Consider the following 15,844-nt stretch of genomic DNA (forward strand, 5'->3'; position numbering starts at 1 on the left):
GGCCATCGGGGCGTGGCCCGGCCTTGTCCCCCACGGTTCAGTAGATCACCCCGCGGCTGGGCCATGCAGCTTCCGGTAGGCGGTCGGGGTCACTCCCACCTCTCTGCGGAAGATGGTCCGGAAGTTCGCGGCCGAGCCGAAGCCCGTCGCTCCGGCGATCTTCTCGACGGACCAGTCGGAGGTCTCAAGGAGGCGGCGCGCGCCGAGGATCCTCTGGAGGGCCACCCACTGCATCGGCGGCATCCCAGTCTCCCGCGCGAACCGCCGGATCAGGGTCCTGCGCGACAGGAGGCTGTGGTCGGCCAGCCGCTGCACGGTGATCGGCGAGCCGATGTTCTCCATCACCCATTCCCGCGTCGCCCGCAGGCTGTCGCGAGGAGGTGCGGGCGCCTCGGCGTACTGCGGCTCGTTCGCGCCACGGACGGAAGAGAAGACGACGTCCTTCGCCACGGCATCCGCGACCGCGGCGCCGAAATCGCTCTGGACGACATGGAGACACGCGTCGATCGCCGCGCCGCCGCCCGCCGACGTCAGGATCGGCCCGTCCTCGACGAACAGCCGGTTCTCGACGACGTCGACGCGCGGGTGGGCCAGGCGGAGTTCATCGGTATGACGCCAGTGCGTCGTGGCCGACCTGCCGTCCAGGATGCCTGCGGCCGCGAGCGCGAACACACCTGTGCAGACGGCCACGACACGCGCGCCCCGGTCGACCGCGCTCCTCAGCACTCCGAGGTGCTCCTCCGGGACCGGGAGGTGCGGATCTGCGTAGCCGGGGACCACGACGACATCGGCGTGCTCCGCGTCGGCGAGCGACGCCGACCCGTCGCCCGCATCCCCGCACACCAGGACGCGATATCCCAGATGCCGCCCGAAGACATGCTCAGGGATGCTGACGTCCAGCGCGTAATAGCGCGGCATCGCCAGGACCGCGACAACCGTCTCGCCCTCTGTGGATCGCACCTGTTCCCTCTCATCCCTGCGCGCACCGGATGCCCGCCCCTGGCACGATCCTTGCCCTAAGTGGCACAGCCGAGCCTGGCCCACCCCTGAACAGGCCCCATACCGTCGACACCATGAGCAGCACACAGCAAGTCGAACGTTTCGGAGTCCCGTGGGAAGAGACCTACGGGTACGTGCAGGCGGTCCAACGCGGCGACACCATCTACCTCTCCGGCCAGGTGGCCCACAGCGGGACGGACGTCGTGGCACCTGCTCCGGTCAATGATGCCGGACTGGTCACGGACTTCTCCCTCATGGGCGAGCAGCTGCGCCAGTGCTATGCCAACGCGGCGGAACTCCTTCGGCGTTTCGGCGCATCGCTGGACGACGTCGTCGAAGAGGTCATCTACGCACTCGACGTCGACGCGGCCGACGCCGCGGCGGGCCCGGTGCGCAAGGAAGCCTATGGTCGGCCGGACCCGCAGGTGGCGAGCACGATGATCGGCACTTCCCGGCTCGCCTTCCCCGAACTGCTGGTCGAGGTCAAGTTCGTAGCCCGGGTCTGAGAATCAGAAAGGCGGGCCCCGGGGAGGCACAGCCCCGGGGCCCTTGGGTCATCAAGCGGCCAGGGTCTGCTTCAGGGCGGCGAGGCCGTCGCTGAAGATGCCGTGGAACAGCGCGACGACCTCGTCGTCGCCGACCCCCACCGGTGTGAAGACGCCCGACCACTCCACGCGCGACGCGTCCTGGCCGGGCACCTCGTGCACCGTGAGGGTGGCCACGTAGTCGGTGGCGGGGAAGGGCGCCTTCAGGATCGAGTAGCTGTAGGTGCGCGCCTTGTCGTCGAAGGTCAGGAGGCGCTCGATGATGATGCCGCCGTCCTCGCTCGTCAGGCTGCGCACGCGACCGCCCTCGCTGGATTCGCTGGCAGGGATGAACGGAAGCCAGTCGGGCAGCGAGTCGAAGCCGCCGATGAGCTGCCAGACGCGGTCGGCCGGTACGGGGATCTCGATCGACGCGGAGGTGGAAGCCATGGATTCTCCTTGAGACGTGAGGGGTGTACGGGTTTACGGGCAGCGGGAGTTGCCAGCTTCGAGCAGGTCAGGCCGTCGGCACCGGGGCGTCCGCGGCGATCAGGTGCTCCGCGCGCAGGTCCGCCCAGAACGCGGCAGGGACCGTCTCGCCGAGCGCGGCGACGTCCTCGGCTATGCGGCTCGGCCTGGTGGCCCCGGGGATCGCCGCCACCGTCGCCGGGTGGGCGAGGGAGAACTGCAGGGCGGCGGCCTTGATGCCGACGCCGTGCCGCTCGGCGAGCGCCTTGATGCGCTCGACCTTGGCGATGATCTCCGCGGGCGCCTTCTGGTACTCGAAGTGCTGACCGCCGGCCAGGATGCCCGAGCTGTAGGGCCCGCCCACGACGATGTCGACCCCCTGGGCCTCGGCCGCCGGCAGCAGGCGCTGCAGGGCGCGGTCGTGGTCGAGGAGGGTGTAGCGGCCCGCGAGGAGGAACGCGTCGGGCTTCGGCTCGTCCAGGTCGAGGGTGAGCTCCAGCGGCTCCACGCGGTTGACGCCCAGGCCCCAGGCCTTGATGACGCCCTCGTCGCGCAGCCGGTCCAGGGTACGGAAAGCGCCCGTGCGGGCTGTCTCATAGGCGGCCAGCCATTCGTCGCCGTAGAAATCCTGCGCGACATCATGCACCCACACGATGTCGAGCCGGTCCGTCCTGAGCCGCTTCAGGCTGTCCTCGACGGAGCGCAGGGTGGCGTCGGCCGTGTAGTCGTTGACCATCTTGTTCGGGCGGCCGTGCTCGAAGAGGCCGCCCTTCTCGCCGAGGTCGCGTGCGGCGGGGTCCTCGACCTCGTCGAGGATGACGCGGCCGACCTTCGTGCTCAGGACGTAGTCGTCGCGGGGGTGGCCCGCGAGTACGTCGCCGAGGCGGATCTCGGAGAGTCCCGCGCCGTAGAAGGGGGCGGTGTCGAAGTAGCGGATGCCCTGGTCCCAGGCGGCCTCGACGGTGGCCGCGGCCTCCTCGTCGGGGATGGCGCGGAACATGTTGCCGAGCGGGGCGGTGCCGAAGCCGAGCGCTCCGGGGAGGAGGGACGTGATGCTCATGGGGAGTCCTCGCGGTGGTGGATTTCCGACGGTATCGGTGGTGACCGGTTGATCCGTCGGCCTTGCGAGTTCGAGGTTAGGATCGATGCTTGAGACTGTCCAAGACTCGCTTGGACACACTTGAGTCCTCCGAGGTCTTACATGCTTGACCTGCGACAACTCCGCTATTTCGTGGCCGTCGCCGAGACGGAACACGTCGGCCGCGCGGCGGAGGCCCTGCACATCTCCCAGTCGCCGCTCAGCCGCCAGATCGCCCAGCTGGAGAAACAGCTCGGCCTCGCCCTCTTCGAGCGCAGCCAGCAGCGCATCCGCCTCACCTCCGACGGCAAGGTCTTCCTGAGCGAGGCCCGCGCCCTGCTGCGGCACGCGGACCGCCTGGAGAATCTCGGCCGCCGGCTCGGGCGCGGCGAGGAAGGCGGTCTGTGCATCGGATACGTGGGCGACGCCATGCACACCGGCGTCCTGCCGGGCGCGCTGCGCACCCTCCAGGAGGAGCGCCCCGGCATCCACGTCGCCCTCTACAGCCTCTCCACGGCGGAACAGTTCGAGGGCCTGCGGCAGCGCAGCCTCGACATCGCCCTGGTCCAGGAGCCACCGGCGCGGGACGACCCGGACCTGCTGGCCGCGCCTCTCCTGGAGGACCCGCTCCTTCTCGCGCTGCCCGCGTCCCATCCACTGGCCGCGCAGGCGGAGTTGGCGCCGGGCGACCTCGACGGCCAGGCGTGGATCGCGGTCGAGAACTCCCAGGACCCGGCCTGGCGTGACGCCTTCCTCGCCTCGTGCGTGGCGTCCGGCTTCACCCCGGACATCCGCCTGGACGCCGCCGAGCCGCTCACCGCGCTCGGCCTCGTCGCCTCCGGCCTGGGCCTCGCGCTCATCCAGAAGAGCATGGTGCGCGGCACGACGGACGGCGTCGCCGTACGTGAACTGCCCTGGCACAAGGCGTCCGTTCACCTCTGGGCGGCCTGGCACGCCATCGATCTGCGGCCGGTGGTGGCATCCTTCCGCGAGACGGTCCTCGCGAGCGGCGAGATCGACGGCGAGGCCGTCTGACGCGGCCCGTTCACGGCCAGTACGACCTGCGCAGCGAGGACTTGGCGAGCTTCCCGGTGGGCGTGCGCGGCAGCGAATCCGCGAAGTCGACCGAGCGCGGCGCCTTGTAGTGGGCGATGCGCTCCCGCACGAACGCGACCAGCTCACGCTCCAGTTCGGGTCCGGGGGACACCCCGTCGGCAGGCTGCACCACCGCCTTGACCGCCTCCCCCATCTCCGCGTCCGGCACCCCGATCACCGCGACGTCCGCGACCGCCGGATGCAGCACGAGGCAGTCCTCGGCCTCCTGCGGATAGACGTTCACACCACCCGAGATGATCATGAACGCCTTGCGGTCGGTGAGGAAGAGATAGCCGTCCTCGTCGACGTGCCCGATGTCCCCCGTGGTGGTCCAGTTGGGGTGCTCGGGGTGCTGGGCCTCGCGGGTGCGGGTGTCGTCGTTGTGGTAGCGGAAGGGTGTCTCCTCGCGCTCGAAGTAGACGGCGCCGGTCTCGCCGCTCGGCAGCCGCTCGCCCGCCTCGTCGCAGATCCGCAGCTCCCCGAGGAGTCCGTCCTTGCCCACGGAGCCGGGCTTGCGCAGCCATTCCTCGGGCGAGATGAACGTGATGCCGTTGCCCTCGGTCGAGGAGTAGTACTCGTACAGGATGGGGCCCCACCACTCCAGCATCCGCTGCTTGACCTCGACGGCGCAGGGAGCGGCCGCGTGGATGGCGGTCCTCATCGAGGACAGGTCGTGGCGCTCGCGCACCTCGGCGGGCAGCTTCAGCATCCGTACGAACATGGTCGGCACCCACTGGCTGTGCGTGACGCGATGGCGTTCGACGGCCGCGAGGGCGCCCTCCGCGTCGAAGGCATCCATGAGCACGACCGTGCCGCCGAGCGCCGTGACGACCCCGCAGAAGCGCAGGGGCGCCGCGTGGTAGATCGGCGCGGGCGAGAGGTAGACGGTGTCCTCCCCGAAGCCGTACATGGCCTGGAAGATGAGCACATAGGCGCTCGGCTCCTCGCGCACGTCCCCCTCGGGCAGCGCGGGCTTGATGCCCTTGGGGCGGCCCGTGGTGCCGGAGGAGTAGAGCATGTCGGTGCCACGGGGCTGACTGACGGGCGGCTCGGCGGACGCGGACTCAAGGGCCTTCTCGTACGTTCCGTCGTCGAGGCCGAGCATGATCGGCGGACCGCCCGCCAACTCCCGCACCGTCGCGCCCAGTTCGGCAAGCGATCCGGAGACGATCAGCACCTTCGCCCCGCAGTCACGGACGATGTACGCGGCCTCGTCGGTGGAAAGGTGGTGGTTGACGGCGGTGAGATAGAGGCCCGAGCGCAGCGCCGCCCAGTAGACCTCAAGGGCGCGCGGGTCGTTGTCGCTGAGCAGGGCGAAGTGGTCGCCCCGACTCAAGCCTGCGGCCCGCAGATGATCCGCGAGCCGCAGGGAGCGTTCTTCGAGTTGTCCGTAGGTGAGGGTCTTCGTGCCGTCGGCGGTGACGACGGCCGGCCTGGCGGGGTCGTACGCTCCCGGATGCATGCGGAGACGCTACGCGCCCCGCAGGGGCGCGGGGAACTGCGCGACCAGCCACAATCGACCCGCAGATCCCTAACTGCCTCTAGCGGCTCACCTTCCGCGTGGCCCGCAACCACTCCTTGTTCATCGCAGAGATGGAAGGCAACGGGATGCCCTTAGGACAAGCAGAGGCGCAGGCGCCAGTAAGCGTGCAGCCACCGAAGCCCTCCTCGTCCATCTGCGCCACCATGTCCAGGACACGCGTCTCGCGCTCGGGAGCGCCCTGGGGCAGGACGCCCAGGTGGTTGACCTTGGCGGAGGTGAACAGCATCGCCGAGCCGTTGGGACAGGCGGCGACGCACGCCCCGCAGCCGATGCACTCCGCGTGCTCGAACGCGAAGTCCGCGTCCGGCTTCGGCACGGGAGCCGCGTGCGCCTCGGGGGCCGCGCCGGTCGGGGCGCTGATGTAGCCGCCCGACTGGATGATCCGGTCGAGGGACGAGCGGTCCACGACCAGGTCCTTGACGACTGGGAAGGCCGAGGCGCGCCACGGCTCGATGTCGATCGTGTCGCCGTCGTCGAAGGACCGCATGTGCAGCTGGCAGGTGGTGGTGCGCTCGGGACCGTGCGCGTCGCCGTTGATGACGAGCGAGCACGCGCCGCAGATGCCCTCGCGGCAGTCGTGGTCGAAGGCGACGGGGTCGTCGCCCTTGACGATGAGCTCTTCGTTGAGGGTGTCCAGCATCTCCAGGAAGGACATGTCGGACGAGATGCCGTCCACCTCGTAGGTGGACATGGCGCCTTCGGCTTCGGCGTTCTGCTGGCGCCAGACGCGCAGGGTGAGCTTCATGCGTAGCTCCGCTGAGTGGGGTGGACGTACTCGAAGACGAGGTCTTCCTTGTGCAGGGTGGGAGCCTCACCGGTGGCCGTGAACTCCCAGGCGGCGGCGTACGAGAACTCCTCGTCCACGCGCGCCGCTTCGCCGTCCGGCGTCTGCGACTCCTCACGGAAGTGACCGCCGCAGGACTCGGCGCGGTGCAGGGCGTCGAGGCACATCAGCTCGGCGAGCTCCAGATAGTCGACGATGCGGTTCGCCTTCTCCAGGGACTGGTTGAACTCCTCGCCGGTGCCCGGGACCTTGAGCCGGCGCCAGAACTCCTCGCGGATCTGCGGGATGCGCTCAAGAGCCTTGCGCAGCCCCGTCTCCGTACGGGCCATGCCGCAGAACTCCCACATCAGCTCGCCGAGTTCACGGTGGAAGGAGTCGGGGGTGCGGTCGCCGCCGACGGCGAGGAGCCGGGTGATGCGGTCCTCGGTCTCGTCCAACACCTCGCGCACGGCGGGGTGTTCGTCGGACACCTCGTCGTGGTGCGGATTGCGCGCGAGGTAGTCGTTGATCGTGGACGGCAGTACGAAGTATCCGTCGGCGAGGCCCTGCATCAGGGCCGACGCACCGAGTCGGTTCGCGCCGTGGTCGGAGAAGTTGGCCTCGCCGATCGCGAACAGGCCCGGGACGGTGGTCTGGAGGTCGTAGTCGACCCAGAGGCCGCCCATCGTGTAGTGCACGGCGGGGTAGATCCGCATCGGCGTCTTGTACGGGTCCTCGTCGGTGATCCGCGCGTACATGTCGAAGAGGTTGCCGTACTTGGCCTCGACCGCATTCTTGCCCATGCGCTTGATGGCGTCGGCGAAGTCGAGGTAGACGCCCTGGCCGCCGGGGCCCACTCCCCTGCCCTCGTCGCACACGTTCTTGGCTGCGCGCGACGCGATGTCGCGGGGCACGAGGTTGCCGAAGGCCGGGTAGATGCGCTCCAGGTAGTAGTCGCGCTCAGCCTCGGGGATCTTGTTCGCCGGGCGGTCGTCGCCCTGGGCCTTGGGGACCCAGATCCGGCCGTCGTTGCGCAGCGACTCACTCATCAGCGTCAGCTTCGACTGGTGGTCGCCGGTGCGCGGGATGCAGGTGGGGTGGATCTGCGTGAAGCAGGGGTTGGCGAAGTAGGCGCCGCGCCGGTGGGCCCGCCACACGGCCGTGGCGTTGGAGTTCATGGCGTTCGTCGAGAGGTAGAAGACGTTGCCGTAGCCCCCGGACGCGAGGACCACCGCGTCGGCGAAGTAGGTCTCGATCTTGCCGGTGATCAGGTCGCGGGCCACGATGCCGCGGGCGCGTCCGTCCACCACGATGACGTCCAGCATCTCCGTGCGCGGGTGCATCTCGACGTTCCCGGCAGCGATCTGCCGCGAGAGCGCCTGGTACGCGCCGAGGAGCAGTTGCTGCCCCGTCTGGCCGCGGGCGTAGAACGTACGCGAGACCTGCACACCGCCGAAGGAGCGGGTGTCGAGCAGTCCGCCGTACTCGCGGGCGAAGGGCACGCCCTGCGCGACGCACTGGTCGATGATCTCCACCGAGATCTGCGCGAGGCGGTGGACGTTGGACTCGCGGGCGCGGAAGTCGCCGCCCTTGACGGTGTCGTAGAAGAGGCGGTGGACGGAGTCACCGTCGTTGCGGTAGTTCTTCGCGGCGTTGATGCCGCCCTGCGCGGCGATCGAGTGGGCGCGGCGCGGTGAGTCCTGGTAGCAGAACTGCACGACGTGGTAGCCCTGTTCGGCGAGCGTGGCGCCCGCGGAGCCGCCCGCGAGGCCGGTGCCGACGACGATCACGGTGTGCTTGCGGCGGTTGGCGGGGTTGACCAGCTTGGCCTCGAAGCGGCGGGTGTCCCAGCGTTCGGCGACAGGACCGGCCGGGGCCTTGGTGTCGACGACCGGCTCCCCGGTCGCGTAATCGGCGTACTCACGGGAGGAGTGATCACGAGAGGAATTCATCTGCTAGCTCACCAGTCCGGTCATGACGGCCACGGGTACGACGACGAAGCCCGCCGTCAGGAACAGCGCGAGGCCATTGGCGATGATCTTGAGGGCGCGGTCACGAGTCGCCTTGCCCGCACCCAGGGTCTGCGCGGCGCTCCAGAGCCCGTGGCGGACGTGGAAGCCGAGGGCGACCACGGCGACGATGTAGATGACGTTGCCGTACCACGTGGAGAACGTGTCGATGATGTTCTGGTACGGGTGGAGGTGCTCGTAGCCGCCGGGGTGCACGGTGCCGGTCGTCAGGTCGAGGATGTGCCAGACGATGAACAGGCCGAGGATGATCCCGCCCCAGCGCATGGTGCGCGTCGCGAAGCTCTTGCCCGCCTTCTTGTTCACGTACTTGGTGGGGCGCGCCTTGATGTCGCGGCGGCTCAGCTGGTACGCGGAGGTGGCGTGCGCGACCACGGCGGCGACGAGGACGACACGGATCAGCCAGAGCGTCCACTCGTAGTGCATGAAGGGCTCGCCGACCGTGCGCAGCCAGTGGGCGTAGTGGTTGATCTCCGCGGGCCCGAAGAAGATCTTCAGGTTCCCGATCATGTGGGCGATCAGATAGAGCAGCATGATCAGGCCGCTCACTGCCATCACTGTCTTCTTGCCGACGGACGAGTCCCAGATCGTGCGCGTCATCGACGGCCGTCGGTCCGTCCGCGTTGCCAGAGCCATGGGACCGACGCTAAGGCCGAAGGTCCCGATCGGTCCAAGAGATGGATCAGCTCATCTCGATAGCGAGTGGCTATCATCGGCCGTATCCTGGCGTGTATGCAGTTCCAGCAGCTCCTCTACTTCGTCGCGGTGGCCGAGACCAGGCATTTCACTCGGGCCGCGGAGCAGGTGCACGTCTCGCAGCCCTCGCTCTCCCAGCAGGTCCGCGCCTTGGAGAAGGAGCTGGGCGCCGAGCTGTTCAGCAGGGCACGGGGGAACATCGCGCTGACCGACGCGGGCGAGGCGCTGCTCCCGCTGGCCCGCCGGATCCTCGCGGACGCCGACACCGCGCGGATCGAGGTCCAGGAGCTGGCCCAGCTGCGCCGCGGCCGGATCCGCCTGGGCGCGACCCCCAGCGTCTGCACCGGCCTGCTGCCCGAGGTCCTTCGCGCCTTCCACGACCGGCACCCCGGCATCCAGCTCCTCCTGGAGGAGGGCGGCTCCCACGACCTCGTACGCGAACTGGCGCGCGGCGCCCTGGACTTGGCCGTCGTCGTGCTCCCGCTGCCGTCGCCGTCCCCCGCGCTGACGACCGTGGAGCTGCTCCGTGAGGACCTGGTCGTGGTGTCGTCGCCGGAGGCGCGGAAGTTGGGCGGCACGTCGGTACGGGTCGCCGATCTGGAGCGCGAACGCCTCGTGATGTTCCGGCACGGGTACGACCTGCGGGAACTGACGGTTGCCGCTTGCCGGGCCGAGGGATTCGAGCCGGAGTTCGCGGTGGAGGGCGGCGAGATGGACGCGGTCCTCGGCTTCGTGCAGGCGGGTCTCGGGGTCGCGGTGGTGCCGCGCATGGTGGCCGAGCGCGCGGGGCGCGGCCTGCGGATGACGCCGCTGGCGAAGCCCACCCTGCATCGGACCATTGCTCTGGCTCACCGCAGCGATGTGGCTCCGCCACGGGCTGCGCGGGAGCTCCAGCGGATGCTGCTTGAGCGGTGAGGGCCGCTACCGACGGGGGTTGTGTGTCCCTGCGGGCCGGTGGGGGCTGAGCGCGCAGTTCCCCGCGCCCCTGACGGGGCGCCGGGAACCCGGTGACAGCAAGCAGAGCGCCCTTAGGGGCGCGGGGAACTGCGCGGCCAGCCCCCACCGGCCCGCGGAGAGCCTCTAGCCCGCGGCGGGCAAGCCTCCGGTCTCGGGATTCCTGATCGTCAGGCAGTACGTGCCCCCCGCGGGGTCCCGCATCACGATCCAGTGCGGGCTCCTCCCCAAGGCTTCGGCGCCCAGCCGCTCGTGGCGGACGGCGTCCGCTTCGGGGTCTGAGCAGGAGAAGTCCAGGTGCGCCCCACCGGGCCCCGCATCCAGACGCTGCAGCAGGATCCGGATCGGCAGCTGCGCGGAAGGCTCGACGAGGTGGAACTCCGGGCGCGAGCCCGCCCTCGCGGACCACCCCGTGAACGCGGGCCAGAACGCCTTCTCCGCCTCCCACACCGCAGGCGGCACGTCCAGGCACACCTGGTCGAGGCGGCTTGTGGTGCCGTCCGGCGCGACGAGCGGCTCGGGCCGGACCCGCTCCCCCTCCCACGTCACCACGCAGAACAGCTGCCCGCCCGGCGAACGCAGGACCTCCAGGCCCTCCTCCGCGAAGACCGGGGTCGCCCCGAGCGCGACGGCCTCGCACGCCTTGGCGACGACGTCCTCCACGGCGAAGTCGAGATGCGCACCGCCCGAGCCGCCACCGACCGCCTGCGCCTTCAGGAAGGCGTCGGCCCCGTCCGGCAGCAGCGTCACGAACTGGTCGTCCTCGCCCCGGAACGCGGAGAGCCGCGTCCCGGTCACCGCCGTCCAGAAGGTGTGCGCCTGCGCGAACCGGTCCGCGGGACGGTCCACGAAGGCGTACACCCACTTGATCACTCCGGAGGACACCCGTCGTACTCCTCAGCTCGTCGCGTCGGCGAGTGCCAGCTCGTGCAGCTGGTCCGGCGGGCCGGGCCGTGCGTAGTACCAGCCCTGCGCCGTGTCGCAGCCCAACTCTCGCAGCTGGTCCGCCTGGGCGCCCGTCTCGACGCCCTCGACCGTGACCGCGAGGTCCAGGCTGTGGGCGAGCGCGACGATCCCCTCGACGATCTTCAGGTCGACGGGGTCGGCCGGGAAGTGCTGCATGCCCTGCGTGAAGGAGCGGTCGAGCTTGAGGATGCTCACCGGCAGGCGGCGCAGATTGGCGAGGTTCGAGTAGCCCGTGCCGAAGTCGTCGAGCGCGATGTCCACGCCCATCTCGGCGAGCCGCCGCAGCGGCTTGAGCAGGTCGTCGTCGGCGCCGATCAGCGCGGACTCGGTCACCTCCAGGCACAGGGCGCCCGGTTCGAGCCCGGCGCGCTCCAGGATCTCCACCGTGTCCGAGACCAGGCCGGGGTGGGTCAGCTGCATGGGCGAGAGGTTCACGTTCACGCGCAGCGGCCCCGCGTCCTTGTGCCGCGCCTCCCAGGTGCGGGCCTGGCGTACGGATTCCTCCAGGACCCAGCGGCCGAGCGGCACGATCAGACCGGTGTGCTCGGCGAGCGGGATGAAGCGGTCCGGGCCGATGACGCCGTGCTGCGGGTGCAGCCACCGCACCAGCGCCTCGGCGCCGCGCACGCTGCCGTCGCCGAGGTGCACGAGGGGCTGGTACTCGATGAAGAACTCGCCGCGCTCCAGGGCGGCGGGCAGCGCGGTGGTCAGGCCGTGCCGGGTGATGGCGCGGGCGTCGGCCTCGGGGTCGGCGAGCTCGAAGCGGTTGCCGCCCGCGGACTTCGCGCGGTACATCGTGATGTCCGCACTGCGCAGCACCTCAGCGGCGTTGCGCTCCCCTGCCGGGCCCTCGACGATGCCGATGCTGCCGCGCACGGTCAGCTCGCGGCCCTCGACGCGGATGGGCGTGGAGAGCGCGTGCATGATGCGTCCGGCGAGGTCGTCCACCTCGGCCTCGGTGTCGCGCCCCGTGGTCAGCGCCACGAACTCGTCGCCGCCGAGCCGCGCGACCATCTCGCCGGGCGCCGTGGCGCAGGACTGGAGCCGGTCGGCGACCTCGACGAGGAGCCGGTCGCCCGCCGCGTGCCCGAGGCTGTCGTTGACGGTCTTGAAGCCGTCGAGGTCGAGGTAGCAGAGCCCGAACCGCGCGCCGTCGCCCGACGCGAGGGCCTTCTCCAGGCGCTCGAAGAACAGCGTCCGGTTCGGCAGGCCGGTGAGCGCGTCGTGCGTGGCCTCGTAGCGAAGGCGCAGATTGAGCAGCCGGCGCTCGGTGGTGTCCTCCATCAACGCCAGCTGGTACTGCGGGACTCCGTCCGCGTCACGCAGCAGCGAGACGGTCAGATTGGTCCACAGGACGGTGCCGTCGGGGCGGTAGAAGGCCTTCTCCACGCGGTAGTGCTCGCGCTCCCCGCGCACCAGCTCGTCGTAGAGCTTCCACACGTGGGGCGAGTCGTCGGGGTGCGTCCACTCCGCGACGTTGCGCCCGCGCAGCTGATTCTCCAGGCCGCCGAACATGCGGATCAGCGCGTCGTTCACCTCGAGGACCGTGCCCGTGAGGTCGGCGATGCCGATGCCGATGGCCGCGCCGTGGAAGACGGCACGGAAGCGTGCCTCGCTCGCGTGCAGGGCTTCGGCGACGGCGCTGCGGGCGTCCAGGGCAGCGCGGGATATCGCTTCCTGCTCGGCGAGGGTCCGCTCCCGCAGGGCGGCGGCGAAGCCCGCGGCCACGGCGTGCTGCAGGCGCGCGGAGCGGGCCCGCAACTCCTCCTGGGGGCCGTCGTCGCCGCAGTACAGGACCAGGTAGGCGTCCACGCAGTCGAGCGTGCGGCTCAGTGCCTCGGGGTCGGTGCAGTGCGTGCCCACGAGTGCGGCGCCGATCGCTTGACCCTCGGCCGCGTCGAAGATCCGCTCGTGCAGGGCAGCACGCAACCGCTGTGCCAGCGGCACCAGTTGCTGCTCGAACTCGGGACGGGTCAGCGACGTCGCCGTCACCGGGAAGATCGCACGGCTCCAGATGGTGGCGAACCTGCGCACTCTGCCCTCGGGGCCGTCCGGTTCCCCGCTCATGCCCTGCGCCCCACGCCGGCGAACCCGGAGAAGGCATACGGATCCTCCTCCTCGGGCGCGGTGTCGGGCCGCCAGCGCGGCATCGGCACGAGGCCGGGTTCCACCATGTCGTATCCCTCGAAGAACCGCGCGATCTCGTCGCGCGAGCGCATGATCAGTGGATTGCGGATGTCCTTGTAGACGCCGACGACCTGACCGGCCTGCTCGGCGGGGATCGGCATCCCTTCGTACGAGGCGTGCGTGAGAGCGATCACGCTGCCGGGCGCGAGAGCGTCCCGTAGTTCGGCGACCGCTGTGTAGGGATCGTACGCGTCCTCCACGAAATGCAGGACGGCCACGAGGAGAAGGGCCACCGGGCGGTCCAGGTCGAGGAGTCCGTTGACCTCCGAACTGCCCAGAATGTCCCGTGGTTTGCGCAGATCCCCGGCGACGGCCACCGCCTTCTCGTCGCCTTCGAGCACGGCCCGGCCGTGTGCGACGGCCACCGCGTCGTGGTCGACGTACGCCACGCGGGCGTCGGGGTGCGCCTGTTGCGCGATCTCGTGGACGTTGCCGAACGTCGGGATGCCCGAACCGATGTCGAGGAACTGGGTGATGCCCTCGTCCACGGCGAAACGCACTGCTCGGCGCATGAAGGCACGATTCGCCTGCATGATCTTGGGCAGCCCCGGCATGAACTCCATGGCCCGGCGGGCCGCGTCCCGGTCGACCTCGAAGTTGTGCGAACCGCCCAGGTAGTAGTCGTAGATGCGGGACACGCTGGGCATCGTGATGTCGATGCCCAGCGGGGCCCAGGCGGGACGCTCCATCAAGACTCCAAGACGTAGGCGAGGCGAGCCGGTGTTCGAAGTGAGGCTACTGATCGTCCGCCAAAGGAGCGAGTCAAAACGGAAATTGGCCGTCCGTTCTCGGTCACTGCCTGCGGCAAGTGCCGAATATCAACCCAAAGAACCGGTCCGCTCCTTCCCCGGAGAGGGGAAAAGAACGGACCGGTAGACCGTACGCGAGGTACTTCTGACGGGACCCCCTTCTTGGCCGGACTTCTCCTTCGGTACTTTCCTTCGGCACGGTTGCTTCTGTGCGTCTATTTCCCGTACGTCTGATTCCGGTACGTCTACTTCGGCGCGCCGACAGGCTTTCCGTCGGGCCCGGCGGCGTACCAAGTGCCGCCCACACCCTGACCGTTGGTGTCACCGGGCTTCTTGTCACCGGAGAACGTGTACATCGGCCAGCAGTCGATCGTCTGCTGCTGCTGTCCGTCGGGGCGGTCGAAGACGACGAAGCCCTTCTTGAGGATTCCCTTGGTGTCGTTCTTCTCGACGGGCGGAACGACCGGCCACTTCTCCAGGCAGGCGCCGGTGCAAGCGGACTTCATCGGCCAGGCGGAGTCCTTCGTGAAGCGATAGACGGTCATGCCGTTCTTGTCGACGACGATCTCCCCGAGCTTGGGGTCCTTGCGGGTGGAGAGCCCTGCCGGGTCGACGGGAGCGGTATCGGCGGGGGGCTCGGCCTCGGCGGCGGGCGCGGCCTTCTTGCCGTCGGGGGCGGCGGCGTACCAAGTGCCGCCCACACCCTGGCCCTTGGCGTCGCCGGCCTTGGCGTCCTTGGCGTACCGGTACATCGGCCAGCCGTCGATGGTCAGCTGCTTGCTGCCGTCGGTCCGCGTGACCTCGCCGAGCAGGGACTTGTCGACGCCGGGCGGGGCTTCGGCACCCTCGGGCGAGGCGACGGGCCAGGTCGTGGCGCAGGCGCCGTCACAGTTCGACTTGGGCGGCTCGGCCGTGTCCTTGTCGAAGCGGTAGAGCGTGCGGCCCTCGCTGTCGGTGACGACCTTGCCGAGCTTCTTGCTGTCCCAGACGGCGAGTTGACCGGCGGCCTTCGCCTTCCCCGCACCTTCCTTCGCCTCGCCCGTGTCGGCGCCGTACCCGTCGCTCCCCGCCCCGTACCCGTCCCCCTTGGCCGGGGCCTGGTTGCCGACGTTCTGTCCGTTCGGCGACTGGTCCCCCTTTTCCTGACCGCACGCCGTCGTCAGCGCCAGCATGGCCGCAGCTGTCGCTACGAGCGAGGCGCTCCGCCAGGCCCGAGAGGAACTCCCTGATGGATGCCGCATTTCAAACTCCCGCTGTCGCTTGAGGTGTCGCGTCGCTGAGTGCGTCACGCATGGCCCTAGGTACGGGTGGGAACGGCTGGTGCGTTCAACCTGCGTTCAAGATTCTTTTGTTCGTCAAGCTCGCGCCCGCCGTCTCCTCCCTTCGGGTATCAGGAGGGCGGCAGCGGCGTGGCAGGGGGACACGCTGCCCATGATCCCTGGGTGCATGGATCATCTAGGGCCTCATCCGGCCTGGTCACACGCTTAGCTGCGCTTCTGGTTCTGACCTGGCTGCTCGGTTCACCGACGGCTGCCGCGGCATCGGTCGCCGCACCCGCCGACAACTGCGCCTACGCCTCGATCGGTGACGCCCCCGGCGGCGACGCGGTGGCCGTCGCGGGCGACGGGGTGGTCTGCAGGGCGGGCCCCACACACCGCCCCAAGCCCAAGCCTCCGCCGCCGCCCCCGCCACCGCCGCCCGCTCCGGCTCCACCGCCACGCCCGGAGCCTCGGGCCCCTGAGCCGCCTCCTCCGCCGCCACCGCCCGCGCGCCCGGCTCCTGCCACGCCCGCGCC

The 15,844-nt window shown here is 69.9% G+C and carries 14 protein-coding genes; 3 read left to right on the plus strand and 11 right to left on the minus strand.

All coding sequences use genetic code 11. The annotated features are described in order from the left end of the window. Nucleotides 1-45 precede the first annotated feature (45 nt). Entirely contained in the window at nucleotides 46-960 is a 915-nt protein-coding gene (locus tag M4V62_RS05505; protein ID WP_249586088.1) for a GlxA family transcriptional regulator, read from the minus strand. Nucleotides 961-1,073: 113 nt separating this feature from the next. Between M4V62_RS05505 and M4V62_RS05510 the strand changes: the two genes are divergently transcribed. After that, the gene (locus M4V62_RS05510) at nucleotides 1,074-1,505 is read left to right on the plus strand and encodes a Rid family hydrolase (protein ID WP_249586089.1); all 432 of its coding nucleotides are present in this window, start codon (nucleotides 1,074-1,076) and stop codon (nucleotides 1,503-1,505) included. 51 nt (nucleotides 1,506-1,556) lie between these two features. Here M4V62_RS05510 and M4V62_RS05515 read toward each other — a convergent pair whose 3' ends face one another. Next, the gene (locus M4V62_RS05515; RefSeq protein WP_249586090.1) at nucleotides 1,557-1,973 is read right to left on the minus strand and encodes an SRPBCC family protein; all 417 of its coding nucleotides are present in this window, start codon (nucleotides 1,971-1,973) and stop codon (nucleotides 1,557-1,559) included. A gap of 67 nt (nucleotides 1,974-2,040) precedes the next feature. Continuing rightward, complete coding sequence (locus M4V62_RS05520; RefSeq protein WP_249586091.1) at nucleotides 2,041-3,051, minus strand: aldo/keto reductase; 1,011 nt, start codon at nucleotides 3,049-3,051, stop codon at nucleotides 2,041-2,043. A 141-nt stretch (nucleotides 3,052-3,192) separates the two neighbouring features. Here M4V62_RS05520 and M4V62_RS05525 point away from each other — a divergent pair, with 141 nt between their 5' ends. Continuing rightward, on the plus strand, nucleotides 3,193-4,104 hold the full coding sequence (locus M4V62_RS05525) for a LysR substrate-binding domain-containing protein (protein WP_249586092.1): 912 nt from the start codon (nucleotides 3,193-3,195) through the stop codon (nucleotides 4,102-4,104). 10 nt (nucleotides 4,105-4,114) lie between these two features. Here the strand turns inward: M4V62_RS05525 and M4V62_RS05530 are convergent, their stop codons facing one another. From M4V62_RS05530 to M4V62_RS05545, 4 genes are all read right to left on the minus strand, one after another. Continuing rightward, the gene (locus M4V62_RS05530; RefSeq protein ID WP_249586093.1) at nucleotides 4,115-5,626 is read right to left on the minus strand and encodes an acyl-CoA synthetase; all 1,512 of its coding nucleotides are present in this window, start codon (nucleotides 5,624-5,626) and stop codon (nucleotides 4,115-4,117) included. 79 nt (nucleotides 5,627-5,705) lie between these two features. Beyond that, nucleotides 5,706-6,452: a succinate dehydrogenase/fumarate reductase iron-sulfur subunit gene (locus tag M4V62_RS05535; protein WP_249586094.1), complete on the minus strand. Its 747-nt coding sequence runs from the start codon at nucleotides 6,450-6,452 to the stop codon at nucleotides 5,706-5,708. After that, on the minus strand, nucleotides 6,449-8,422 hold the full coding sequence (locus M4V62_RS05540; RefSeq protein WP_249586095.1) for a fumarate reductase/succinate dehydrogenase flavoprotein subunit: 1,974 nt from the start codon (nucleotides 8,420-8,422) through the stop codon (nucleotides 6,449-6,451). The genes M4V62_RS05535 and M4V62_RS05540 overlap by 4 nt, the downstream gene beginning before the upstream one ends. A 3-nt stretch (nucleotides 8,423-8,425) precedes the next feature. Continuing rightward, nucleotides 8,426-9,097 (minus strand): succinate dehydrogenase, encoded by a 672-nt coding sequence (locus M4V62_RS05545; protein WP_249592700.1) that lies wholly within the window; start codon nucleotides 9,095-9,097, stop codon nucleotides 8,426-8,428. 132 nt (nucleotides 9,098-9,229) lie between these two features. On the opposite strand from M4V62_RS05545, the gene M4V62_RS05550 reads away from it, so the two are divergent. Next, complete coding sequence (locus M4V62_RS05550; RefSeq protein ID WP_249586096.1) at nucleotides 9,230-10,108, plus strand: LysR family transcriptional regulator; 879 nt, start codon at nucleotides 9,230-9,232, stop codon at nucleotides 10,106-10,108. Between the two features lie 165 nt (nucleotides 10,109-10,273). On the opposite strand, the gene M4V62_RS05555 is transcribed toward M4V62_RS05550, so the two are convergent. The 4 genes from M4V62_RS05555 to M4V62_RS05570 form a co-directional block, all read right to left on the minus strand. Beyond that, a complete protein-coding gene (locus M4V62_RS05555; RefSeq protein WP_249586097.1) occupies nucleotides 10,274-11,032 on the minus strand; it encodes a VOC family protein in 759 nt (252 codons plus the stop codon). Nucleotides 11,033-11,044: 12 nt separating this feature from the next. After that, nucleotides 11,045-13,180 (minus strand): putative bifunctional diguanylate cyclase/phosphodiesterase, encoded by a 2,136-nt coding sequence (locus M4V62_RS05560; RefSeq protein ID WP_249586098.1) that lies wholly within the window; start codon nucleotides 13,178-13,180, stop codon nucleotides 11,045-11,047. Then, nucleotides 13,177-13,989 carry an SAM-dependent methyltransferase gene (locus M4V62_RS05565; protein WP_249586099.1) on the minus strand — a complete coding sequence of 271 codons (813 nt, stop codon included), beginning with the start codon at nucleotides 13,987-13,989 and terminating at the stop codon, nucleotides 13,177-13,179. The genes M4V62_RS05560 and M4V62_RS05565 overlap by 4 nt, the downstream gene beginning before the upstream one ends. A 305-nt stretch (nucleotides 13,990-14,294) precedes the next feature. Then, complete coding sequence (locus M4V62_RS05570; RefSeq protein WP_249586100.1) at nucleotides 14,295-15,290, minus strand: SCO0930 family lipoprotein; 996 nt, start codon at nucleotides 15,288-15,290, stop codon at nucleotides 14,295-14,297. Nucleotides 15,291-15,844 lie beyond the last annotated feature (554 nt).

Source organism: Streptomyces durmitorensis, assembly GCF_023498005.1.
GTDB lineage: Bacteria > Actinomycetota > Actinomycetes > Streptomycetales > Streptomycetaceae > Streptomyces > Streptomyces durmitorensis.